This is a genomic window from Microbacterium pseudoresistens (assembly GCF_013409745.1).
Lineage (GTDB): Bacteria > Actinomycetota > Actinomycetes > Actinomycetales > Microbacteriaceae > Microbacterium > Microbacterium pseudoresistens.
Map to the genome: position 1 here is coordinate 1,404,878 of NZ_JACCBH010000001.1, position 20,633 is coordinate 1,425,510.

Consider the following 20,633-nt stretch of genomic DNA (forward strand, 5'->3'; position numbering starts at 1 on the left):
CGAGACCCCTACTTCCCGCCGAAACCCCCTAATACCTGCGTCCGTATGGCGGGGTCTCGACGGGAACCCGGGGTCTCGCGGGGCAGTAGGGGTCACGCGGTGATCGTGATCCGCATCTGCTCCGAGCCGCCCGCCTCGGTCCAGGCCATGCATCGGCGGAGGATGCGTTCGAGCACGGTCAGATCGATCAGCTCGAGGTCTTTGACGTAGAGGCATCCGACGCTGGAGGTGTGCGGTCCGAGCACGGCGAGGTCGTGGGCGTGGGCCTCCATGCCGTCCAGATAGATGACGCTTGCGGCCTTGCGCGGTGCGAAGGCGAGGATGGGCATGTCGCCCTCGTTGCCGGTGGGGTAGCGGTAGTGGCAGGCGCCGAATCCGATGATCGACCCCCAGGCGCGGCCCTCGCGGCCGGTGATCTCCTGCATGAGGGCGACGAGCGTCTCGGCGTCGCGGCGGCGCACGGCCGGCGTCGCGCGGGAGAGGATCGGGCCGATGTCGTCTCCGGTGATCTGCATGGCCCGATCCTGCCATTCGGGAGGCGGATTCCGAAGCCGCGACCACGTCGACCCTGCGAGAATGAGCACTGTGGAGACGACGACTTTCGCTGCGACCGACGGCTTCCCGCATCCGGCACTGGTGGGGGTGACCGGTCCCGAGCAGACCGTCGCCGTTCAGGGCGATGAGCACGCTGTGCTCCCGCTGGCCTCGGTGAGCAAGCCGCTCACGGCCTGGGGTGTGCTGATCGCCGTGGAGCGCGAACTCGTCGACCTCGACGAACCGGCCGGGCCCGACGGATCGACAGTGCTCAACCTGCTCGACCACACGAGCGGTCTGCCCTTCGACGGCGAGAAGCCGCAGGGCGCGCCGGGCACGAGACGCATCTACTCGAACGCGGGGATGGATGCGGTCGGCAAGCGCGTCGCGGACGCCGCCGGGATGGAATTCTCGGAGTGGATGACGCGCGAGGTTGTGCAGCCGCTCGGGATGACCGACATCGACGTCATAGGGCGCCCCTCGGCCGGCTACCGGGCATCCATCGCCGATCTGCTGATCTTCGGGCGCGAGGTGCTGCGCCCTCGCCTCATCCCCGCAGCGCTGCGCGACCTCGCGCTCAGGGTCTCGCAGCCGGGGTTGCGAGGCGTCGTGCCCGGATACGGCGCCTACGACGACAACCAGTGGGGGCTGGGCTTCGAGCTCAAGGGCCTGAAGAGCCCGCACTGGCTCGCCGACTCGTTCCCTCCCGAGACCGCGGGGCACTTCGGCGGGCAGGGCAGCTTCCTCTTCGTCGACCGCGCCCACGACATCGCTGCGGCGTTCCTGTCGGGGGTGCCGTTCGGCGACGAGCACAAGCGCATCTGGCCCGCCCTCACCGAGGAGATCGTCACCCGCTACGGCGGTTGAGCCGCATCCTCAGGCGCCGGGGATGCGGAGCGTGCGCACCTCGAAGGGGCGCAGGTGCAGGGCGCCGCCCGTGCGAGGGGCATCCAGCTCGTCTTCGATGAGGCTCACCTCGCGGATCTCGCCGTGCGGGAACAGTGCCTCGATCGCGCCCGAGGTGCGCCGTCCGAGCGCTTCGTACAACCGCACGACGACGTCTCCCGAGTGGTCGTCGGCGAGCTTCACGCTCGAGACGATGATCCCCTTGCCGGTCACGCGCACGAGCGGCTCGACCTCTCCGTCCCCGCGGATGCGGGTGGGGATGGCATTGAGCCGGATGCCCTCGGCCGTCGCGCGCGCAGCATCCGCCCCGACGACCAGGCCCACGGTGATCTCGTGCGGCCCCTGGTCGGTCTCGGGGTCGGGAAAGCGCGGCGCACGCAGCAGAGACAGGCGCACGGTCGTGGTGACGTCGTCGCTATCGACGTCGCGCGTCGTGTCGTAGCCGTAGAGCGAGTCGTTCACGAGAGCGACTCCGAAGTCACCGTCTTCGACGAGCACGAAACGATGCATCGAGGTTTCGAACTTCGCCGCCTCCCAGCTCGTGTTCACGTGCGTGGGGCGGCGCTGGAAGCCGAACTGCGTCTCCGCGAGCGTCTCGCGGGCGAAGACGTCGAGGGGGAAGGCGAGCTTGAGCAGCTTCTCCGTCTCGTGCCAGTCGATGTCGGTGCGCAGCACGACCGTGCGCTCGCCGGGGGAGAGGGTGATCGTCTGCTGCAGCGACGATGCGGAGAACTCGCGCTCCACGACGATCCTGGCCACGCCCTCGACGACGTCGGCGGTGAGTGAGGAGACCGTGGTGAGATCATCGACGCGGTTGCGGTAGAAGCGGTCGATGTCCCACGCATCCCATTTGTTCGGGAAGTCCTGATGCAGCTGGAAGAGATTCGCGGGCCGTCCCGCCGGGATCGCGTCGCGCCCGGTGGCGCGGTCGATCGCCGAGGTGATCAGCCCCTCGGCCGAGACGGCGATCCGGACGAGGTCGTTCTCCAGCACGAAGCCGCCGTCGGTCTCGGTGAGGGTGACCGGTTCGTCCGGGGCGGATGCGATGGCCGCGCCTCCGAGTGGCAGCGCCCCGCCGACGGAGTGGGGCGTGAAGGAGAGATCCCGGTCGCCGTCGCCTGCCAGCGCGCGCAGCGCCGCATCCGTGAGGCCGCGTGCCGCGTCGAGCACGTCGCCGAGCACCTCCACGGCCTCGCGATGCACCCAGGCGATGGAGGTGCCGGGGAGGATGTCGTGGAACTCGTGCAGCAGCACGAGCTTCCACAGCCGGTCCAGCTCGTCGTACGGATAGTCACGTCCGCGGCGCACGGCGGCGGTGGCCGCCCACAGCTCCGCCTCCACCAGTGCCTGCTCGCACCAGCGGTGCAGCGCCTTGGTGGCGTGCTGGCTGGTGAGGGTGCCGCGGTGCAGCTCCAGGTACAGCTCGCCGACCCACACCGGCGGATGCGGCAGCTCGGCGCGCGCGGCGTCGAAGAACGCATCCGGGTGCATCCACTCCACCCGGGCGCTGCCCTCGAGGTCGGCGAGCCGCGCGGCCCTCCCGACCATCTCGCGCGTGGTTCCGCCGCCGCCGTCGCCGTACCCGACCGGGGCGAGCGAGGTGGTCGCGATCCGGCTCTCTTTGAACTGCCGGGTCGCCTTGGCCAGTTCGGCGCCGGTGAGCTCGGAGTTGTACGTGTCCATCGGCGGGAAGTGCGTGAACATCCGGGATCCGTCGATGCCCTCCCACTCGAACGTGTGATGGGGGAAGACGTTGCGCTGGTTCCACGAGATCTTCTGCGTGAAGAACCACTCGAACCCGGCCCGGCGCATCAGCTGCGGCAGGGCGGGGGAGTACCCGAAGCTGTCGGGCAGCCACACCCCGCGCGAGCGGATGCCGAACTCGCGCTCGAAGAACCGCTGCCCGTAGGAGAACTGCCGCACCAGCGACTCGCCCGACGGCATGACCGTGTCGGACTCGACCCACATCCCGCCCAGCGGCAGGAACCGTCCCTCGGCGACGGCCCGACGGACGCGCTCCCAGACCTCGGGCCGGTGCTCCTTGACCCAGGCGTACTGCTGGGCGCTGGACATCCCGTACCGGAACTCCGGATGCTCGTCGATGAGCGTGGTCATCGACGAGGTGGTGCGGGCGACCTTGCGGATCGTCTCGCGCACCGGCCACAGCCACGCGGAGTCGATGTGCGAATGTCCGACTGCGGCGATGCGGTGCGCGCTGGCCTCGGCGGGTGCGGCGAGCACCTCGGCAAGTGCGGCGCGGGCGGCCGCGGCCGTCTCGGGGATGCGCTGCAGGTCGAGCGCATCGAGGGCGTCGTCGAGGGACTGCAGGATGCGCATCCGCCGCGGTGAGGTCGCCGGCAGCTCCGCCTGCAGTTCGAGCAGCACCTCCACATCGAGGGCGAGATCGAACACCTCCGGCTCGAAGACGGCGAGGTCGGCATGACGCACGCGGTACAGCGGATCGGGTGACGAGGTGCGCAGATCTCCTTCTTGCGTCGGAAGGAACGGGTGATGGTCGAGGAGCACCGGGTTGGATGCGCCCTCGAGGAACAGCTCGATGTGCTCACCGCCCGTCGCCTCGGCGGCGATCTCCACCCACTGGTTGCGCGGGTTGAGACTCTTCAGCGGCACCGTCTCGCCGCCGTCGCCCCGCCGATAGACGAGCGCCTCGCACTGAAAGCCGGTGAGGCTCGGATCGAACCCGAGGTCGATGACCGCCTCCACGCGTCGCCCGGCCCACTCGGCGGGAACCGTGCCGCGCACGCGGAACCACGTGGTGCCCCACGCGGGCCCCCAGGCGTCTCCGACGCGGAACGGTGCGAACTCGAGAGCGAGGCCCTCGGCGGGGGCGATCGGCTCACCGAGCAGGGCGTGCGCGGAGAGCAAGAGCGGCACGCGCGCGGCGTGGATGGCGGGGCGGATGCGCTCGCCGAGAACGCGGGTCGCGCGGTCGACGGTGAGCGAGCTCTCGTCGTGCATGGACGCTCCTTCGCGTGCCGGGTGATGCCAACAGCGGGTTGCGGGGCGAGGCTAGCTCTTGCTCGCTTTGGCGGCGGCTTTCATCGCCTTCTTGTGCTCGCGAACCTTGGCCAGCGACTCGGGCGAGACGATGTCGGCCACGCTGCGGAACGCGCCGTCGTCCCCGTACGGGGCGGATGCCTCGCGCCAGCCCTCGCCGGTGAAGCCGTACTGCTTGCCCAGCAGGGCGAGGAAGATCTTCGCCTTCTGCTCGCCGAATCCGGGGAGCGCCTTCAGCCGGCGCAGCACCTCGGCGCCGTCGGGATCGCCCCGCGTCCACAGCGCGGCGGCGTCGCCGTTCCAGTCATCGACGAGCGCCTGGCACAGCGTCTGCACCCGTGCGGCCATCGAGCCGGGGAACCGGTGCACGGCCGGCGACTCCTTGAACGCGGCGAGGAACTGGTCGGGATCGTACGCGGCGATGGCCGACGCATCCGTCAGTCCCGTGCGCTCGACGATCTTGAGCGGACCGGCGAACGCGGTCTCCATGGCGACCTGCTGGTCGAGGAGCATCCCTGTCAGAAGCGCGAGGGGGTTGTTCGTGAGCAGGTCGTCGGCGGCGGTATCTCCGGTGATGTGAAGGGCCATGGATACAGTGTGGCACCCGAGCGGAGGCCGCGGAACGGCAGCCCAGGTCGCGTGGTGCGAAAAATACATGCAGAGCGCATGTGCTCTATGCTAGTTGCATGACAACGATCCAGGTTCGCAACGTCTCCGAGGAGACGAGTCGTGCGCTCAAGGCGAAGGCTGCGCTCGAGGGCCGCTCGCTGAGTGACTATCTGCTGCGCGAACTCGACCGCCTGGCGACGCGTCCGAGCCGGGTCGAACTGCTGGAACGGATCGCAAGCCGTGGCGTCGCCACGCTCGAACCGGCAGCACAGGTGCTCACCGAGCAGTGTCCCGGTCGATGACGCTCGTCGTCGACGCATCTGCGGTCGCCGAGATCCTGTTCGGGACCGAGGCTGGTCGTCGGGCCGCCGCGTTGCTTGACGGACACGAGCTCCTCGCGCCGCAGCATCTCACGGTTGAAGTCGCCTCCGTGATCCGTGGGTGGTCGCTCAGCCGACAGATCACCGATGAGCAGGCGCTGCGCGCGTTTGGTGAGTTCGACGCGCTCGGCGTGGAGCAGGTGCCGATGATGTCCATGCTGCCCGCCGTCCATGCCCTGCGACACAATGTCAGCGCCTATGACGCCATGTACGTCGTGCTCGCCCGTGCGGCCCAGTGCTCGCTGCTGACCCTCGACGCTCGTCTCGCGGCGTCCGTTCCGGATTGCGCGCTGCTGCCGTAGATCCGTCGTACGGTCAGATGGCGAGCCACTCGGACGTCACGCTGCCCTCCTCGTAATGCCACCGGCCGTCAGCTTCTCCGTCGATGCACAGCTTCTTCACCGCAGCCAAGTCTGCGTCGCGGTCGATATCGAGAGCGACGATTCGAAGCGCCTGGCTGAAACCCTCCCCTGCGACCCCCAAGGGAGCGAACGCATCGAGGACGAGCTGTTGGTCACCGTTGAGTGGTCCGTCAGTGCGCGGAATGACTCGAATGGTCTGATGCCCGCTGCGCTCCAGAGTTTCCATAAACCAGAGCACGCCATCGGCGCCTGGTGCAGCCTTGACGGTGTCTTCCGCGGATATCCCTCGAACGAACCAGGGTGTGTTGTCCACGCGAAAGCGGCCGTCGCCGAGTGGCTCGGCCCACAGTCCTTCAGACTCTGCCGGTGGCCAGCCGTCTTCATCCACCTCAAGGTGGAACCGAATCTTGGTCAACCCCATGGTTAGTGCACCTGCTGGTCGAGCAGCATCCCTGTCAGAAGCGCGAGGGGGTTGTTCGTGAGCAGGTCGTCGTCGGCGGTGTCTCCGGTGATGTGAAGGGCCATGAGACCAGTCTCGCATCCGAACTGATGCCGCGGAACGCCAGTCTGGATCGCTCGGTGGCGCTCGGCGTCGAACAAGTGCCGATGATGTCGATGCTGCCCGCCGTCCATGCTTTGCGGCACAACGTCAGAGCGTATGACGCCACGTATGCCGTGCTCGCTCGTGCGGCACAGTGCTCGCTGCTGACTCTCGATGCTCGTCTCGCGGCAGCCGTTCCGGATTGCGCGCTGCTGCCCACCATTTGACAGCATGCACTTAAATGGAATGATGCTATGCTGTCACTATGAGAACGACGGTGACGTTGGATGCGGACACGGAGGCGCTCGTGCGGCGGCTGATGGCGCAGCGCGGCGTGTCGTTCAAGCGGGCTCTCAACGATGCGATCCGAGGGGGAGCGCTGCCGTCCGCGGAGCGACGGGCGCACACCAAGCCCCGCGATCTCGGCGTGCCTCGTGTCGATCTGACCCACGCGCTCCGACTCGCCGCCGATCTGGAGGACGAAGAGCTGGCACGGCGCCTGCAGGTCGGACGATGAAGCTCGTCGATGCCAACGTGCTGCTGTACGCCGTGAATGAGAGCGCCCCTCAGCATCAGAGCGCGATCGGATGGCTGGATGATGCGCTGGACGGCGGCGATACGGTCGGGTTCAGTTGGAATGCCCTGCTCGCCTTCGTGCGGATCGCGACGAATCCGCGCATCGTGCCGCAGCCGGTCACGGCCGCGGAGGCGATGGTGCAGGTTCACGACTGGCTTGCTGCGCCGAGCGCGCACGTGCTCAACCCTGGTGAGCGGCATGCGTCGATCCTCGACGATCTGCTCACCAGGTCGGGCGCCGCCGCGAATCTCGTGAACGATGCCCATCTCGCCGCTCTCGCCGCCGAACACCGTGCGACGGTGGTGACGTTCGACGCCGACTTCGACCGGTTCGCCGAGGTGCGGGCCGAGACACCGGATGCTCTGATCGCGCGGGCGGCGCGGCGATAGGCCCGATGCCGTGATCGCCTCGGCTCAGGCGGTCTCGGATGCCGACGCGGCCGGGATATCGGGCGTGAGCCCGTAGAGGGTTTCCAGCGCGGAGACGAACTCGTCGCCGCGGCCGGCCTCGGCCAACTCGTGCGCACGGGCGGTCGGGGTGTGCGTGAGCACCCCGGCGAGGTGGCGCATGGCCCGCTCGACGCGGCCGTCGTCATCGCCGCGTGCACGGGCGCGCTCGATCTCAGACTCCATGAGGGCGAGGATGTGCGAGCGGAACGCGACCACCGCCGGAGTCACGCTCTGCTGCGCGCCCACGATGTGGAAGGTGTCGGCGGCTTCGCGCACGATGCTGCGCGCCGCATCCGTCGCCTGCAGCTCTTCCAGCGGTGCATGCAGCCGGACGGTCTCCAGATCCAGCAGGGTGACGCCCTCGATCGCATCGACGGCCGGGTCGACGTTGCGCGGCATCCCGAGGTCGATCACGAGCTTCTCGGCGGGGGAGGCATCCGCGCCCACCGGGCACCGCCCGGCCGAGACAGACACGGGGCGGGGGCGCGACGCGAGGTGCTCCGGGCCGAGCACGGGCTCGGCGGCCGTGGTGCAGGTGATCAGCAGCGTCGCCGTGGCGGCTTCTCGGGCATAGTGGTCGGCGGTGACGGCGCGGATGCCGTGCTTGGCCGCGAATGTCTTGGCGCGCCCTGAGGGGGAGTGCACGGCGATGTCGACGGCGCCGTGCTCGCGCAGCGTCGCCAGGGTCACGGCGGCGTACGCACCCGTGCCGACGAGGAGCACGCGCTGGGCCGACCAGTCGGCGATGCGGCTGTCGGCGAGCTCCAGGGCGAGCCGCACGAGCGAGCGCCCGGCCCGGCCGAGGGCGGTGTCGTTCTTGACCCGGCGCTGGGCCTGGCTGGCCCTCTGGAACAGGCGCTCCAGCTCGGGCGACGTCGTGCGGTCCTCGCGCGCGGCGGAGAGGGCTCGGCGCACCTGCCCGGCGATCTCGCCTTCGCCGGAGACCACCGACTCCAGTCCCGATGCCACCGCGAACAGATGCTCCGCGACGCGGCGGCCGTTGTGCACGACGTACGCACCCTCGAGATCGGCGGCGGGCACGCCGGTCGCGGCCTCCACGGCCTCGACCACGGCTTCGACGCCGACGGCCCCCGCAGCCGTCATCGGCTCTTCGATGTCGACATACGCCTCGAAGCGGTTGCAGGTGGCCAGCACGATCGCCCCCTGCACGAACGATGCGGCGTCGACGAGGGCGGTCGAGACGCCCTCGGGGGTACGGCTCAGCCGCTCGAGCAGATCGAACGAGGCGGTCTTGTGACTCGCCGAGACGCACAGCAACACGCCTCGGAGTTTACGGGGCGCGGGCTTTGCGAGGGCTGGACGCGTCATACGGCGCCACGGCCCGACCATAAGGACGGAGTGCGAGGATGGGGGCATGCCCGACCCCGACGCACCCCTGCTGCGCGCGCTCGCCGGTGTCCGCCCTGACAGGACGCCCATCTGGTTCATGCGTCAGGCGGGCCGGTCGCTGCCCGAGTACCGCGAGCTGCGCGTGGGCACGCGGATGCTCGACGCGTGCCTCACGCCCGACCTCGCCGCCGAGATCACCCTGCAGCCGGTGCGACGGCACGGTGTGGATGCGGGCATCTTCTTCAGCGACATCGTCGTGCCGCTGCGTCTCGCCGGCGTCGAGGTCGAGATCGTGCCCGGCCGCGGGCCCGTCTTCGCCGCACCGGTGCGCAGTGCCGCGGATGTGGAGCGCATCACGGCGATCGATCCGCGCTCGCTCGACACCTCGGCCATCGAAGAGGCCGTGCGGATCGTCGTCGCCGAGCTCGGCGACACCCCTCTCATCGGCTTCGCGGGGGCGCCGTTCACGCTCGCGGCCTACCTCGTGGAGGGCGGCCCGTCGAAGGAGCATCTGCGTGCGCGGGCGATGATGCACACCGACCCCGGATCGTGGAACCGGTTGGCCGGCTGGCTGGCATCCGTGTCGAGGGTGTTCCTGCAGGCGCAGATCTCCGCGGGGGCCTCGGCCGTGCAGCTGTTCGACTCGTGGGCGGGGTCTCTCGCCCCGCACGACTACCGGGGCTTCGTCGCGCCGCATTCGTCGGCCGCGGTGCGCGCGCTCGACGTGCCCGTCATCCATTTCGGCGTCGGCACGGGGCCGTTCCTGGCCGACATGCGTCTGGACGGTGCGGCATCGGCGGTGGGCGTCGACTGGCGGATGCCGCTCGACGAGGCCGCGACGGTGCTCGGGACCGACGTCACGGTGCAGGGCAACATCGACCCCGCGCTGCTCACCGCGCCGTGGCCGGTGCTGGAGGGGCACGTGCGCGAGGTCATGCGCCGCGGTCGTGCCGCGCGTGCACACATCGTGAACCTCGGTCACGGCGTGCCGCCGGAGACCGACCCCGACGTGCTGAGCCGCATCGTCGCGCTCGTGCACGATGCGGGTTCGCGGGAGGCCGGTTCGCCGGAGGAGGTCTCCTCGTGACCGATGACGCTCCGGCGCCGGAGTCGGCCCCCGAGCTCGCCGCACGTGCGGCGCAGCTCCGCGTCGCCGTCGTCGGTGCGGGGATCGCGGGTCTCGTGGCGGCGGCCGACATCGCCGCCCTCGGCATGCACGTGACGGTGTTCGAGGCGGATGCGGTGCCCGGCGGCGTCGTGCGCCGCGGCGAGGTGGCGGGCATCTCCTTCGACGCGGGAGCGGAGAGCTTCGCGACGCGCGGCGGTCACGTGCGCGCGCTCATCGACGATCTGGGCCTCGCCGACCGGGTCGTCGACGCCGCTCCCGGTGGGGCCTGGCTCGCAGGCATCCCTGCCGTCGATGCCGCGCCGCTGCCTGTCGGCGGCATCCTCGGCATCCCCGCCAACCCGTTCGCCGACGACGTGCGCCGCATCATCGGCTGGGCGGGGGCATGGCGGGCCTACCTCGATCGCCTCCGTCCTCCGTTGACGGTGGGGCACGAGCGCAGCCTCGGTGCGCTCGTGCGCTCGCGGATGGGGCGGCGGGTGCTCGACCGCCTCGTCGCTCCCGTCACCACCGGCGTGCATTCCTCGCATCCCGACGACATCGACACCGATGCCGCGGCTCCAGGTCTCAACGCCGCACTCACGCGCACCGGATCGCTGTCGGGAGCGGTCGCCGACCTCCTCGCGGAGCGTGCCGCGCAGACGGGCACAGCGGCGACGCGGCCCGGAGCGGCCGTGCAGGGTCTCGCCGGCGGCATGGCGACGTTGGTGGATGCGCTGATCGACCGTCTGGGAATGCTCGGCGCCGAGGTGCGCACCGGCACCCCGGCCGAATCCCTGGAACGCGGCGACGAGGGATGGACGGTCGCCGTCGCCGCGCCGCAGGATGCCGACGCCGCGGAGCTCGAGGTCGACGCCGTCGCATCCGACCCCGCGGACGAGATTTTCGACGCCGTGCTCGTCGCGGCCGACGAAGCCACCGCCCGGCACCTGCTCGCCCCGCACGTCTCCGCGCTCGATGCGATCCCGGCGGGCCCGTCGCCGCGGATCGAGATCGTGACCCTCGTGCTCGACGCCCCCGCGCTCGACGCCGCGCCGCGCGGCTCGGGGGTGCTCACGGTGCCGGGCAGCCACACGGCGAAGGCCCTGACCCACAGCACGGCGAAGTGGCCGTGGCTGGCCGAGACGACCGGCGGATCGCACGTCGTGCGCGTGTCGTTCGGCGCTCAGGGCGAAGATCCGGCGACGGCCGTGCTCGACGACGACGGCGCCGCACGGCTCGCGGTGCAGGAGGCGTCGGCGCTGCTCGGCGTGCCGCTCGACGAGTCCATGCTGCGCGGCGCGCACCGCTCCCGCTTCACGCAGTCGCAGCCGGCGACCTCCCTGGGCGCCGCCGAGCGACGCGCCGCCGCCGGCCGTGTGATCGCGGGCGTCCCCGGTCTTGCCGCCACCGGCGCCTGGCTGTCGGGAACGGGGCTGGCCCAGGTCGTCCCGCACGCACGCGCGGAGGCCGAGCGCCTCCGCCACGCCCTGCTGTGGGGTTGAGCTCTCGTGCGCAGACGCATCCATCCGGTGCGCGGAGAAGGATAGATGCCGAAATCGGCATACGGGGTTACGCTGGTAGTCCGCATGGCCGACCACAAGGTGAGGAGACACCCATGAAGGGCAAGATCGGACTCGTCGTCGGACTCGGCGCAGGCTACGTGCTCGGCACCCGCGCGGGCCGCGAGCGCTACGAGCAGATCAAGACGCAGTGGCTGAAGCTCTGGCACCTGGATCCCGTGCAGAAGCAGGTCGGCAAGGCGCGCGCCTTCGCGAAGTCGCAGGCCGTGGCCGTGCCGAAGGCGCTGTGGACCGGTGCGGTGAAGGTGGTCAAGGCCGTGGGCGACGGCGACACCCCCGGGCAGAAGGTGGATGCCGCGCTCGCCTCGGGCAAAGACGCCGCCGCCGACGTGAAGCAGGCCGTGGAAGACACCGTCGATGCGGTGGAGGACAACCTCTCCACGCCCGCCAAGAGCACGCCGTCGAAGAGTGCCGCATCATCCACGGCGACGAAGTCCGGCTCGGCGAAGTCGGCATCATCGACGTCGCGCGGTGGCAAGTGAGGCAGCGCGATCGATGACACGTGGATATCGCAACCGTGCCGATGACGGCCTGCTGACGCTGCTCGGGGACCTCCCCGAACTCACTCGCAATCTCGTCACCGCTGAGGTCAACGCCGCCAAGTCGTGGGTCTCGCGCACGGCGAAGGATGCCGGCGTCGGCAGCGTCTGGTTCGTCATCGCGCTGTTCTTCCTGTTCTGGGCGATCCCCGTGCTGCTCGTGTTCGCCATCGCGGGCATCTCCTCGTGGTGGCCGGTCTGGCTGTCGGCGATCGTCGTGTTCGCCGGCCTGATCCTCGTCGTGCTCTTCTTCGCGCTGCTGGGGCTGTTGAAGTTCCGCCGCGTCGTGCAGCGCGACAACCCGGCCGAGGCCGTGTCCACCGACATCCGACTCGTGAAGGGGGCCGGCCATGACGACGCCTGAATCGCTGCCGCGCACCGCCGTTCCGCACGGCATCGTCGACCCGGTCGAATCGGCCCGGGCCGAGTTGAAGGCGGCCCTGGCCGCGATCGAAGACAAGGCCAACGTGCCGCGCCGGGTGCAGAAGGCCTCGGCGGCGGCCACGGTCAAGGCGCGCTCCTTCGCGCAGCGCAACCCCGTGGGGGCCGTCGCCGCGGTCGTCGGCGTCGCGATCGCGGTCGGCGGGATCGTCTGGGGCATCGCCAGGCTCGTCTCACGCTGAGCCGCTCCCGCTGAGCGGGCTGTCACGACGTTCGCCCTTCCGGGTCGGAAGAGGCACACTGGAGACATGCCCGATTCCGTCGTGACTCCCCCCGCATCCTCGACTGCAGAGTCCGCCTCCGCAGAGGATCCCACCGGCTTCACGCTGTGGGCGGTGTGGCGCCGAAACCCCGATGTGCCCGTGACGGAGACGGATGCGACGGAGCTGGAAGACATCGTCGCGCACATCGAGGCCGGCGGTGTCACGGTGCGCGGCTTCTACGACGTGTCGGGCCTGAAGGCAGGCGCCGACCTCATGGTGTGGCTGCACGGCGATACGCCCGAGGCGTTGCAGCGCGATCTGCGACGGCTGCGGCGCACCGAGATGCTGCGCCCGCTGCTGCCGGTGTGGAACGTCATGGGCGCGCACCGCGACGCCGAATTCAACCGGCAGCACGTGCCCGGCTTCCTGCGCGGCGTCGAGCCGAAGGCATGGTTGTGCCTGTACCCGTTCGTGCGCACGCCCGAGTGGTACCTTGCGCCCGAGGAGGAGCGGCGCGCCATGCTCGCGAACCACGGCCGCAAGGGAGCCGCGTTCACCGGTGTCATCGCCAACACCGTCGCCGCCTTCGCGCTGGGCGACTACGAATGGCTGCTGCCGCTGGAGTCCGATGACCCCACCGAGCTGGTCGACCTCATGCGTGATCTGCGGTACACCGAGGCGCGCCGCTATGTGAAGGAGGAGGTGCCGTTCTACACCGGGCGGCGGCTGCGCCTCGATGAGATCGCGGACGTCCTCCAGTAGGAGGCGGTCATGAGCACCAGTACCCGATCCGGGGCTCCGATCCGTCTCGGCACGCGCCGCAGCGCTCTCGCCCGGGCGCAGTCCGGTCACGTCGCCGCCGTTCTCCGCGAGGCCGCCGGACGCGAGGTCGAGCTCGTCTCGATCGTCTCCGAGGGCGACACCAACCGCGCCTCCCTGTCGGAGATCGGCGGGCGGGGCGTGTTCGCGACGTCGTTGCGAGAGGCGATGCTCCGCGGCGAGTGCGATCTGCTCGTGCACTCCCTCAAGGACCTGCCGACGGCGCGGCCCGACGGGCTCGTGATCGCGGCGATTCCACCGCGCGCGGATGCCCGCGACGTCGCCGTCACCCGCACGGGAACCGCGCTGCATGCCCTGCCGCCGGGGGCGACCGTGGGCACGGGCTCGCCTAGACGCATCGCGCAGACGCGCATCCGTTCGCCGCATTCCCGCGCCGTCGACATCCGTGGCAACGTCGACTCGCGCCTTGCCCGGGTCGCCTCGGGAGAGCTGGATGCCGTCATCCTCGCCGCGGCGGGCCTCTCGCGCCTGGACGGCGATCCGCTGGGCGACCTGCGGGCCGAGTCGCTGGGGCTGGCCGAATGGCCCACGGCTCCGGGACAGGGGGCGCTGGCCGTGGAGACGCGGGAGGACGCGCCCGACGAGCTGCGCGCCGCCCTCGCCGTGCTCGACGATCTCGACACCCGCATCGCGGTGACCGCGGAGCGTGCGGTGCTCGCCGGGCTGGATGCGGGCTGCCAGGCGCCGATGGCCGCGCACGCCGTCGTCGAGGGGGACGATCTGAGGATCCGCGCCGTCGTCTACGCGCCCGGCGACGGGTGGCGGATCGGCCTCGATGTCACGCAAACCCTGGGTGAGGGGTATATTCGGCAGAACGGCAGTGGCAATGATGCGGACGCTGCCGATGGTGCTGACCCGATCTTCGCTGCTCGCGAGCTCGGGTTCTCTGTTGCCCGTCGGCTGCTCGAACGTGGGGCGGCCGACCTCCTCCCGCACGATCATCCCGATGACCATGACTGACCACACTCACACGAAGCCGATCCCGAAGCCCCTGAGCGGCTGGCGCGTTCTCGTCCCCCGCGGGGGCCCCTGGGGAGACGGTGTCGCGGCGAGCCTGCGCCTGCAGGGCGCCGTCCCCGTCGTCGCTCCGCTCATCAACTTCGCCCCGACGACCGATCAGCCCGCGCTCGACGCGGCACTGGTGGGTCTGGCCGACGGATCGTTCGACTGGCTCACCGTCACCAGCGCGACGACGGTGGATGTGCTCTTCGCGCAGCGCGCCACGATCCACCCGTCGACGAAGGTCGCCGCCGTCGGCGAGACCACGGCCGCCGCGCTGCAGGCCGTCGGCTACCGCGTCGATCTCGTCCCCGACACCGACAACTCGGCGGCGGGCATGGCCGAGCAGCTCATCGCGTTGGAGTCCGAGCCGCGCCGCATCCTCACCCTGCGCAGCGAGATCGCCAAGCCGGTGCTCACGAAGTCGCTCATCAAGGCGGGGCACGACGTGTCGAGCGTCGTCGCCTACCGCACCGTGGGTGTGCCGGTCACCGACCGCATCCGCCGCGATGTGGAGAATGGACGCATCAACGCGATCCTGGTCACGAGCGGATCCGTTGCCGAGCAGGTGCGGGCGCAGTTCCCCGAGATCCCCGATGCGACACTGCTGGCGGCGATCGGGCCGCGCACCGCGAAGGATGCGAAGAAGGCGGGCCTGCCCGTCTCGATCGTCGCCGACCAGCAGACGGTGGATGCGCTCATCGACGCGGTCTCGCAGTTCACCCTGCCGCACGCCGCCGACGAGTTCGCGCCGTGACCGGACCGGCGCCGCGCATCCGTCCGCGCCGTCTGAGGCGCAACCCCGCCGTGCGGGAGCTGACGCGGGAGACCGATCTCGCCCCGCGCCACCTCGTCCTGCCCGCCTTCGTGCGCGAGGGCATCGATGATCCCGTGCCGATCGGCTCGATGCCCGGCGTCGTGCAGCACACCATCGGCTCACTGCGTCGCGCCGCCGCCGAGGCCGCCGAGGCCGGGGTCTCGGGCATCATGCTCTTCGGCGTGCCTGCCGTGCGCGATGGGCGCGGATCCGGCGCGGACGACCCTCGGGGCATCCTGAACGTCGCGACCGAGGCTGTCGTCGCCGAGGTGGGCGACGCGCTCGTCGTGCAGACCGACCTTTGCCTGGACGAATTCACCGACCACGGTCACTGCGGCGTGCTCACCGCCGACGGCGCCGTGGACAACGATGCGACCCTGGATCGCTACGTCGCCATGGCGCTCGCCCAGGCTCGCGCAGGGTCTCATCTGCTCGGGCTGTCGGGAATGATGGACGGCCAGGTCACCGTCGTGCGCGACGCGCTGGATGCCGAGGGCTTCATCGACACGCTCCTGCTCGGATACGCCGCCAAGTACGCCAGCTCCTTCTACGGTCCCTTCCGCGAAGCCGTCGACTCGCAACTGCAGGGCGACCGCCTCACCTACCAGCTCGACCCCGGCAACCGGCGCGAGGGCGTGCGCGAGGCCGCGATCGATGAGGCCGAGGGCGCCGATGTCGTGATGGTCAAGCCCGCGATGGCCTTCCTCGACGTGCTGCGCGAGGTGCGCGATACCGTGGCCGTTCCCGTGTGGGCGTACCAGGTGTCCGGCGAGTACGCCATGATCGAGGCCGCCGCGGGGAACGGATGGATCGACCGTCGGGCGGCGATCCTCGAGTCGCTCTTGTCGATCCGCCGCGCCGGCGCCGACGCCGTGCTCACCTACTGGGCCGTCGAGGCCGCCCGCTGGCGCCGCGGCTGAGTCGGGCCCCCGGCGCGATCGAGCGGCCTCTCCGATCCGGGTTGCGCGATCCGTCCTCCCGGCCGAACCGAACGCGATGAGCATCCGCATAGCGCGGCGGGGGAGGATGGACGCCATGATCGACCGCAATGACGAGCTGTTCGACGCCGCCCGCACGGTGATCCCCGGTGGGGTGAACTCGCCCGTGCGCGCGTACGGATCGGTGGGCGGCACCCCCCGGTTCCTCGCGAGTGCGCGCGGGGCGAAGGTCACCGATGCCGCGGGGCGCGAGTACGTCGACCTCGTCGCCTCGTGGGGGCCCGCGCTGCTCGGGCACGCGCATCCCGAGATCGTCGCCGCCGTGCAGGACGCTGCCGCTCGCGGGCTGTCGTTCGGCGCGCCCACCGAAGGGGAGGTCGAGCTGGCCACCGTCATCGCCGACCGCGTGCGCGTGGGCGATGCACGCCCCGTCGAACGCGTGCGCCTGGTCTCCACGGGCACCGAGGCGACGATGACGGCGATCCGGCTCGCGCGCGGGGCGACCGGGCGCGACCTGCTGGTGAAGTTCGCCGGGCACTACCACGGCCACTCCGACGGACTGCTGGCCGCCGCAGGCTCGGGCGTCGCCACCCTCGCGCTGCCCGGATCGGCCGGCGTTCCCGCCCCGATCGCCGCCCATACGCTCGTGATCGACTACAACGATCCGGATGCGCTGGCAGCCGTGTTCGCCGAGCACGGCGAGCGCATCGCGGCCGTCATCGTCGAGGCGGCCGCGGCGAACATGGGCGTCGTCGCACCGCGCCCGGGCTTGAACGCCCTCATCGCCGAGACCGCGCACGCGCACGGCGCGCTGATGATCCTCGACGAAGTGCTCACCGGCTTCCGCGTGCATCCCGCCGGATACTGGGGCCTGCAGCAGGAGGCGGGTGAGACCTACCTTCCCGACCTCATCACGTTCGGCAAGGTCGTCGGCGGCGGCATGCCGCTGGCCGCGCTCGGCGGGCGGGCTGCCGTCATGGACCTTCTCGCTCCCGTCGGCCCGGTGTACCAGGCGGGCACTCTGTCGGGGAACCCGCTCTCGGTCGCGGCAGGCCTGGCGACCCTGCGTCTGGCGACCCCGGAGGTATACGCGACCGTGGATGCGGCGGCTGTCCGGATCGCCGCATCCCTCGATCGCGCGCTCACCGACGCGGGCGTCGTGCACGCGGTGCCCCGGGCGGGCAACCTGTTCGGCGTCGCCTTCCTCCCCGAGGCGCCGCACGACTACGCTCGCGCACAGGAGCAGGATGCGTTCCGCTACGCGCCCTTCTTCCACGCGATGCGCGAGCAGGGCGTCGCGTTGCCGCCGAGTGTCTACGAGGCGTGGTTCCTCACCGCCGCGCACGGCGATGACGACCTCGGCGCTATAGAGGCGGCACTGCCCGCCGCGGCGGAGGCGGCGGCGCGGGCGACGGCCTGATCCTCGACTCCGGCGCCGGTGCGGGAGCCGGGCGAGGGTTCGGACAAGGGATCGTTGCCGTCCTGTGAGGATGTCACGAGCCGATATCGCCGGGCATCCTGGCAGACTGGTGGCCATGGTCACCCTGCTGCTCGATCGGACGCGGCTCGAGGTGGTGCTCTCGCCGATCGAACGGGCGATGACATTCCACCGCGAGAACATCCGCGTGGATCGTGATGCGATCCGCAAGGTGCAGCTCACCGACGACGCGTGGACCTGGCTGCGCGGCGTCGCCTCACCAGGCACGCACATCCCCGGCGCGCTCGCCGCGGGCACCTGGAAGGGGCCGTCCGGCGACGACTTCGTGCTCATCCGGCGTCGACGCCCGAGCGTCGTCATCGACCTCGAGGGTGCCGACTACGAACGGCTCGTGCTGACCACTCGCCATGGACTCGCGCTGACCAAGGCCCTGCGGCTCGAGGTCTCGGCAGAGCCCGCCGATGTCTCCGACCTCACCGACAGCACGCCCGCCTCCAAGCGGGGGCGCAAGCGCCGCGCGCCGCGCCCGGCGGTCACCACCGCCTGACGTCAGCCGCTGCGGGGGCGATCAGTCTTCGTGGTGCCGTTCGTGCGAGTGGTCCTCGTGGTCCGAAGCCTCGCCGTGCTCGTGCTGGTCGGCGTCGTGCCCGCCGTCGTTGCTGTGCTCGCCCTCGTGAGCGGCTTCGGGCGCGGTCGTCTCGGATGCCTCCGCCGCCTCTCCCGGCGTGTATGACGGGGCTTCCTCGTCGTAGTACGCCCGCGCAGCTGCGGCGAGCGACGCGCTCAGCGCGGCGGCTTGCGGATGCTCGCCGGCGGTGACGTCGTCGTGGTCGTCGTCTTCGACGGGCTGGTCGAGGACGACCTGGATCTCCTGTGTCTGCCCGTCGGTGAGCGAGGAGAAGATCTCGATGCCCGCGATCTCCGTGGTCTCGGTCGGAGGCTCGTGGGTCTCCGACTCGGGCGTGAACGTCTCCTCGGCCTCGGCCTCGGCGCCTGCGACCGCGTCGGAAGCGACGCGCTCGGAAGCGTCGTGTTCCTGGTGCTCGTGCGGGTCGTCGGATTCCGCAACCGCCTCGGGCTCGGGGGTCTCCTCCGGCTGCGGGTCGGGACGCGTGAACACCTCGGCGACCGACGGGTCGGCCTCCGCGTGCTGGTGTGCGTCGTCCTGCTCGATGAAGGCACGCGCGCCGCGCAGCAGCTCCTCGAAGGTGGGAACAGAGCCCGCGGCGGCGGCGACCGAGATCGCCTCGGTCGCGTTCGGCAGGGTCCCGCCCTGGAGCTTGGCGCCGCCCTGCGTCTCGGTGGGCTCCGAATCGTCACCCTGCGCGGCGGGGATGCCGAAGTCGGTGTCGCTCGCGATCGGAGCGGTCAGAGCGACGCCCGCCGCGGTCGAGGTGTCTTCGGCGGCCCGCTCGTCGTCAACCTGATCGCTCTGAGGATGCTCGGCGGCGTCGTGGCCCTCGTCTCCGAGCTGTTCATCCTGCTCCTCGTCGAGAGGCTGCTCGGCGGTGCTCTGCTCGTCGACGGGCTCGGTCGCGTCGCTCTGTTCGGACGATTCGGATTCGACCGGGTCGCTCTCGGACGTCTCGCTCTCGAATGGCTCGGCCTCGGAAGACTCAGCCTCGGAGGTCTGAGCCTCGGAAGACTCGGTCTCGGCCGACTCAGGTTCGGTCGCCCGGGATTCGGCGTTCTCCTCGTCAGACGAGACCTCGGTCTCCTCGACGGACGACTCGGGAGCATCCGCATCGGCGTCCGAAGCATCCGCCTCGTCGACATCGGCGTCGCTGCGGAGAGCGGCGCCGGCGGCGCCGAGTCCGCTCGCACCGAGCGCACCGGCGCCCAGGGCGGCACCGGCCGCGAGAGCCCCCGCGGCTGCCGCCGTCGTGGCGGATCCGGCCGACACCGGCAACACGGTCGTCGCATCGTCGGCGACCCCCTCATCGGGCTCGTCGGCGCGCCGATCGTCGGCGGGAGCATCGACCGTGTTCTCGGCATCGCTATCGGCATTGGCCTCGCGCGCGACGGGCAGCACGGTCGTGCCGGGCTCTGCATCCGCGTCGGCTGCACCGGTCACCGAGGCGCGGCGGCCGTGCACCAGATCGAGGAAGACCTCTTCCAGCGACGGCCCGCGCTGCAGCAGCGTGGTGAGCGGGATGCCCGCCGTCACGGCGAGCGCGCCCACCTCTCCGGCCGAGGTGTCGTGCACGGTGAGGCCCGAGCGGAGCACGTCGTAGCGCAAGCCCTTGTCGTTCAGAGCATGGGCGAGCGCGTCGCGGTCGTCGGCGTCGACGATGACCGAGCCGTTGGTGGGGTCGGAGAGTTTGCTGATGCTGTCGGCGTAGACCAGGCGCCCCTTCGAGAGCACGAGCACATCGTCGGCGATCTGCTCGATCTCGCTGAGCACATGCGAGGAGACGAGCACGGTGCGGCCCTCGTCGGCCAGGCGGCGCATGAGCAGGCGCATCCAGCGGATGCCCTCGGGATCCAGCCCGTTCGCCGGCTCGTCGAGCACGAGAGCACCCGGATCGCCCAGCAGCGCCGTGGCGACGCTGAGACGCTGTCGCATACCCAGCGAGAACGCGCCGATCCGCGTCTCCGTCTCGTTCTGCAGGCCCACGAGATTCAGCACCTCGCCCACGCGGGCGAGCGGGATGCCGTTGGCCTTGGCCGCGTTCGTGAGCTGACGGATCGCGGTGCGGCGCGGCCGGTACGAGGCCTCTTCGAGCACCGACCCGACGATGCGCAGCGGGTGCTTCAACTCCGCGTAGGCGACGCCCCCGATGGTGGCGGTGCCCTCGGTGGGCCGGATCTGGCCCAGAAGCATGCGCAGCGAGGTGGTCTTGCCGGCGCCGTTCGGCCCGAGGAACGCGGTCACCGCACCGGGTGCGATGCGCGCCGTGAGGTCGTCCACAGCCGTGAGAGCACCGAAGCGCTTCGTCACGCGGGAGAACTCGAGCAGCTGTCCGTCGGTCATCCGCGACCTCTCGTCGTCAGGGTCAATACC

23 protein-coding genes and 1 pseudogene are annotated in these 20,633 nt (G+C 70.7%); 17 read left to right on the forward strand and 7 right to left on the reverse strand.

All coding sequences use genetic code 11. From position 1 onward, the window contains the following. Positions 1-92: 92 nt before the first annotated feature. The gene (locus BKA02_RS06950; RefSeq protein WP_179432552.1) at positions 93-515 is read right to left on the reverse strand and encodes a DUF1801 domain-containing protein; all 423 of its coding nucleotides are present in this window, start codon (positions 513-515) and stop codon (positions 93-95) included. A 61-nt stretch (positions 516-576) separates the two neighbouring features. Between BKA02_RS06950 and BKA02_RS06955 the strand changes: the two genes are divergently transcribed. Next, positions 577-1,401, forward strand: coding sequence for a serine hydrolase domain-containing protein (locus BKA02_RS06955; protein WP_179432554.1), 825 nt, complete (start codon positions 577-579; stop codon positions 1,399-1,401). Between the two features lie 9 nt (positions 1,402-1,410). Here the strand turns inward: BKA02_RS06955 and BKA02_RS06960 are convergent, their stop codons facing one another. Beyond that, positions 1,411-4,419 (reverse strand): alpha-mannosidase, encoded by a 3,009-nt coding sequence (locus BKA02_RS06960; protein WP_179432556.1) that lies wholly within the window; start codon positions 4,417-4,419, stop codon positions 1,411-1,413. A gap of 51 nt (positions 4,420-4,470) precedes the next feature. Beyond that, positions 4,471-5,046 (reverse strand): HhH-GPD-type base excision DNA repair protein, encoded by a 576-nt coding sequence (locus BKA02_RS06965; RefSeq protein WP_179432558.1) that lies wholly within the window; start codon positions 5,044-5,046, stop codon positions 4,471-4,473. Between the two features lie 98 nt (positions 5,047-5,144). Between BKA02_RS06965 and BKA02_RS06970 the strand changes: the two genes are divergently transcribed. Together BKA02_RS06970 and BKA02_RS06975 are read left to right on the forward strand one after the other, a co-directional pair. After that, a complete protein-coding gene (locus BKA02_RS06970; protein WP_218844491.1) occupies positions 5,145-5,369 on the forward strand; it encodes a FitA-like ribbon-helix-helix domain-containing protein in 225 nt (74 codons plus the stop codon). Continuing rightward, positions 5,366-5,749, forward strand: a complete 384-nt coding sequence (locus BKA02_RS06975) for a type II toxin-antitoxin system VapC family toxin (RefSeq protein ID WP_179432560.1) — start codon at positions 5,366-5,368, stop codon at positions 5,747-5,749. The genes BKA02_RS06970 and BKA02_RS06975 overlap by 4 nt, the downstream gene beginning before the upstream one ends. A 13-nt stretch (positions 5,750-5,762) precedes the next feature. Here BKA02_RS06975 and BKA02_RS06980 read toward each other — a convergent pair whose 3' ends face one another. Together BKA02_RS06980 and BKA02_RS06985 are read right to left on the reverse strand one after the other, a co-directional pair. Next, on the reverse strand, positions 5,763-6,230 hold the full coding sequence (locus tag BKA02_RS06980) for a DUF4265 domain-containing protein (RefSeq protein ID WP_179432562.1): 468 nt from the start codon (positions 6,228-6,230) through the stop codon (positions 5,763-5,765). Positions 6,231-6,238: 8 nt separating this feature from the next. Continuing rightward, a pseudogene (locus BKA02_RS06985) lies at positions 6,239-6,334 on the reverse strand (HhH-GPD-type base excision DNA repair protein); the annotation flags it as partial. A 24-nt stretch (positions 6,335-6,358) separates the two neighbouring features. On the opposite strand from BKA02_RS06985, the gene BKA02_RS06990 reads away from it, so the two are divergent. From BKA02_RS06990 to BKA02_RS07000, 3 genes are read left to right on the forward strand one after another with little or no spacing between them, the layout of a single operon-like run. After that, positions 6,359-6,577, forward strand: a complete 219-nt coding sequence (locus BKA02_RS06990; RefSeq protein WP_179432564.1) for a PIN domain-containing protein — start codon at positions 6,359-6,361, stop codon at positions 6,575-6,577. Positions 6,578-6,615: 38 nt separating this feature from the next. Then, positions 6,616-6,867 carry an antitoxin gene (locus tag BKA02_RS06995; protein ID WP_179432566.1) on the forward strand — a complete coding sequence of 84 codons (252 nt, stop codon included), beginning with the start codon at positions 6,616-6,618 and terminating at the stop codon, positions 6,865-6,867. After that, a complete protein-coding gene (locus BKA02_RS07000) occupies positions 6,864-7,316 on the forward strand; it encodes a TA system VapC family ribonuclease toxin (protein WP_179432568.1) in 453 nt (150 codons plus the stop codon). Before BKA02_RS06995 ends, BKA02_RS07000 begins: the two co-directional genes overlap by 4 nt. Positions 7,317-7,340: 24 nt before the next feature. Here the strand turns inward: BKA02_RS07000 and BKA02_RS07005 are convergent, their stop codons facing one another. Next, positions 7,341-8,657 (reverse strand): glutamyl-tRNA reductase, encoded by a 1,317-nt coding sequence (locus BKA02_RS07005; RefSeq protein ID WP_179432570.1) that lies wholly within the window; start codon positions 8,655-8,657, stop codon positions 7,341-7,343. A 94-nt stretch (positions 8,658-8,751) separates the two neighbouring features. Between BKA02_RS07005 and hemE the strand changes: the two genes are divergently transcribed. The 11 genes from hemE to BKA02_RS07060 all read left to right on the forward strand — a co-directional run bounded on the left by hemE (position 8,752) and on the right by BKA02_RS07060 (position 18,176). Beyond that, a complete protein-coding gene (hemE, locus tag BKA02_RS07010; protein WP_179432572.1) occupies positions 8,752-9,813 on the forward strand; it encodes a uroporphyrinogen decarboxylase in 1,062 nt (353 codons plus the stop codon). Beyond that, a complete protein-coding gene (locus BKA02_RS07015) occupies positions 9,810-11,336 on the forward strand; it encodes an FAD-dependent oxidoreductase (RefSeq protein WP_179432574.1) in 1,527 nt (508 codons plus the stop codon). The genes hemE and BKA02_RS07015 overlap by 4 nt, the downstream gene beginning before the upstream one ends. A gap of 113 nt (positions 11,337-11,449) precedes the next feature. Beyond that, a complete protein-coding gene (locus BKA02_RS07020; RefSeq protein WP_179432576.1) occupies positions 11,450-11,896 on the forward strand; it encodes a hypothetical protein in 447 nt (148 codons plus the stop codon). Positions 11,897-11,909: 13 nt separating this feature from the next. Continuing rightward, a complete protein-coding gene (locus BKA02_RS07025; RefSeq protein WP_179432578.1) occupies positions 11,910-12,317 on the forward strand; it encodes a phage holin family protein in 408 nt (135 codons plus the stop codon). Further along, complete coding sequence (locus BKA02_RS07030; RefSeq protein ID WP_179432580.1) at positions 12,304-12,576, forward strand: hypothetical protein; 273 nt, start codon at positions 12,304-12,306, stop codon at positions 12,574-12,576. The genes BKA02_RS07025 and BKA02_RS07030 overlap by 14 nt, the downstream gene beginning before the upstream one ends. A 66-nt stretch (positions 12,577-12,642) precedes the next feature. Continuing rightward, positions 12,643-13,359 carry a hydrogen peroxide-dependent heme synthase gene (hemQ, locus tag BKA02_RS07035; RefSeq protein WP_179432582.1) on the forward strand — a complete coding sequence of 239 codons (717 nt, stop codon included), beginning with the start codon at positions 12,643-12,645 and terminating at the stop codon, positions 13,357-13,359. Positions 13,360-13,368: 9 nt separating this feature from the next. Then, the gene (gene hemC / locus BKA02_RS07040) at positions 13,369-14,397 is read left to right on the forward strand and encodes a hydroxymethylbilane synthase (RefSeq protein ID WP_179432584.1); all 1,029 of its coding nucleotides are present in this window, start codon (positions 13,369-13,371) and stop codon (positions 14,395-14,397) included. Beyond that, positions 14,384-15,193 (forward strand): uroporphyrinogen-III synthase, encoded by an 810-nt coding sequence (locus BKA02_RS07045; RefSeq protein ID WP_246285990.1) that lies wholly within the window; start codon positions 14,384-14,386, stop codon positions 15,191-15,193. The genes hemC and BKA02_RS07045 overlap by 14 nt, the downstream gene beginning before the upstream one ends. Continuing rightward, positions 15,190-16,173: a porphobilinogen synthase gene (hemB, locus tag BKA02_RS07050; RefSeq protein ID WP_179432586.1), complete on the forward strand. Its 984-nt coding sequence runs from the start codon at positions 15,190-15,192 to the stop codon at positions 16,171-16,173. Before BKA02_RS07045 ends, hemB begins: the two co-directional genes overlap by 4 nt. A gap of 115 nt (positions 16,174-16,288) precedes the next feature. Next, the gene (locus BKA02_RS07055; RefSeq protein WP_179432588.1) at positions 16,289-17,611 is read left to right on the forward strand and encodes a glutamate-1-semialdehyde 2,1-aminomutase; all 1,323 of its coding nucleotides are present in this window, start codon (positions 16,289-16,291) and stop codon (positions 17,609-17,611) included. 115 nt (positions 17,612-17,726) lie between these two features. Continuing rightward, the gene (locus BKA02_RS07060) at positions 17,727-18,176 is read left to right on the forward strand and encodes a hypothetical protein (protein WP_179432590.1); all 450 of its coding nucleotides are present in this window, start codon (positions 17,727-17,729) and stop codon (positions 18,174-18,176) included. A gap of 21 nt (positions 18,177-18,197) precedes the next feature. Here BKA02_RS07060 and BKA02_RS14230 read toward each other — a convergent pair whose 3' ends face one another. Beyond that, entirely contained in the window at positions 18,198-20,603 is a 2,406-nt protein-coding gene (locus BKA02_RS14230; protein WP_218844493.1) for an ATP-binding cassette domain-containing protein, read from the reverse strand. Between the last annotated feature and the right edge of the window lie 30 nt (positions 20,604-20,633).

Coding starts and splice junctions, on each gene's coding strand:
- BKA02_RS06950 (WP_179432552.1), bottom strand. CDS start 515: ATGCAGATCACCGGAGACGACATCGGCCCGATCCTCTCCCGCGCGACG.
- BKA02_RS06955 (WP_179432554.1), top strand. CDS start 577: ATGAGCACTGTGGAGACGACGACTTTCGCTGCGACCGACGGCTTCCCG.
- BKA02_RS06960 (WP_179432556.1), bottom strand. CDS start 4,419: ATGCACGACGAGAGCTCGCTCACCGTCGACCGCGCGACCCGCGTTCTC.
- BKA02_RS06965 (WP_179432558.1), bottom strand. CDS start 5,046: ATGGCCCTTCACATCACCGGAGATACCGCCGCCGACGACCTGCTCACG.
- BKA02_RS06970 (WP_218844491.1), top strand. CDS start 5,145: ATGACAACGATCCAGGTTCGCAACGTCTCCGAGGAGACGAGTCGTGCG.
- BKA02_RS06975 (WP_179432560.1), top strand. CDS start 5,366: ATGACGCTCGTCGTCGACGCATCTGCGGTCGCCGAGATCCTGTTCGGG.
- BKA02_RS06980 (WP_179432562.1), bottom strand. CDS start 6,230: ATGGGGTTGACCAAGATTCGGTTCCACCTTGAGGTGGATGAAGACGGC.
- BKA02_RS06990 (WP_179432564.1), top strand. CDS start 6,359: ATGCCGCGGAACGCCAGTCTGGATCGCTCGGTGGCGCTCGGCGTCGAA.
- BKA02_RS06995 (WP_179432566.1), top strand. CDS start 6,616: ATGAGAACGACGGTGACGTTGGATGCGGACACGGAGGCGCTCGTGCGG.
- BKA02_RS07000 (WP_179432568.1), top strand. CDS start 6,864: ATGAAGCTCGTCGATGCCAACGTGCTGCTGTACGCCGTGAATGAGAGC.
- hemE (WP_179432572.1), top strand. CDS start 8,752: ATGCCCGACCCCGACGCACCCCTGCTGCGCGCGCTCGCCGGTGTCCGC.
- BKA02_RS07020 (WP_179432576.1), top strand. CDS start 11,450: ATGAAGGGCAAGATCGGACTCGTCGTCGGACTCGGCGCAGGCTACGTG.
- BKA02_RS07025 (WP_179432578.1), top strand. CDS start 11,910: ATGACACGTGGATATCGCAACCGTGCCGATGACGGCCTGCTGACGCTG.
- BKA02_RS07030 (WP_179432580.1), top strand. CDS start 12,304: ATGACGACGCCTGAATCGCTGCCGCGCACCGCCGTTCCGCACGGCATC.
- hemQ (WP_179432582.1), top strand. CDS start 12,643: ATGCCCGATTCCGTCGTGACTCCCCCCGCATCCTCGACTGCAGAGTCC.
- hemC (WP_179432584.1), top strand. CDS start 13,369: ATGAGCACCAGTACCCGATCCGGGGCTCCGATCCGTCTCGGCACGCGC.
- BKA02_RS07045 (WP_246285990.1), top strand. CDS start 14,384: ATGACCATGACTGACCACACTCACACGAAGCCGATCCCGAAGCCCCTG.
- BKA02_RS07055 (WP_179432588.1), top strand. CDS start 16,289: ATGATCGACCGCAATGACGAGCTGTTCGACGCCGCCCGCACGGTGATC.
- BKA02_RS07060 (WP_179432590.1), top strand. CDS start 17,727: ATGGTCACCCTGCTGCTCGATCGGACGCGGCTCGAGGTGGTGCTCTCG.
- BKA02_RS14230 (WP_218844493.1), bottom strand. CDS start 20,603: ATGACCGACGGACAGCTGCTCGAGTTCTCCCGCGTGACGAAGCGCTTC.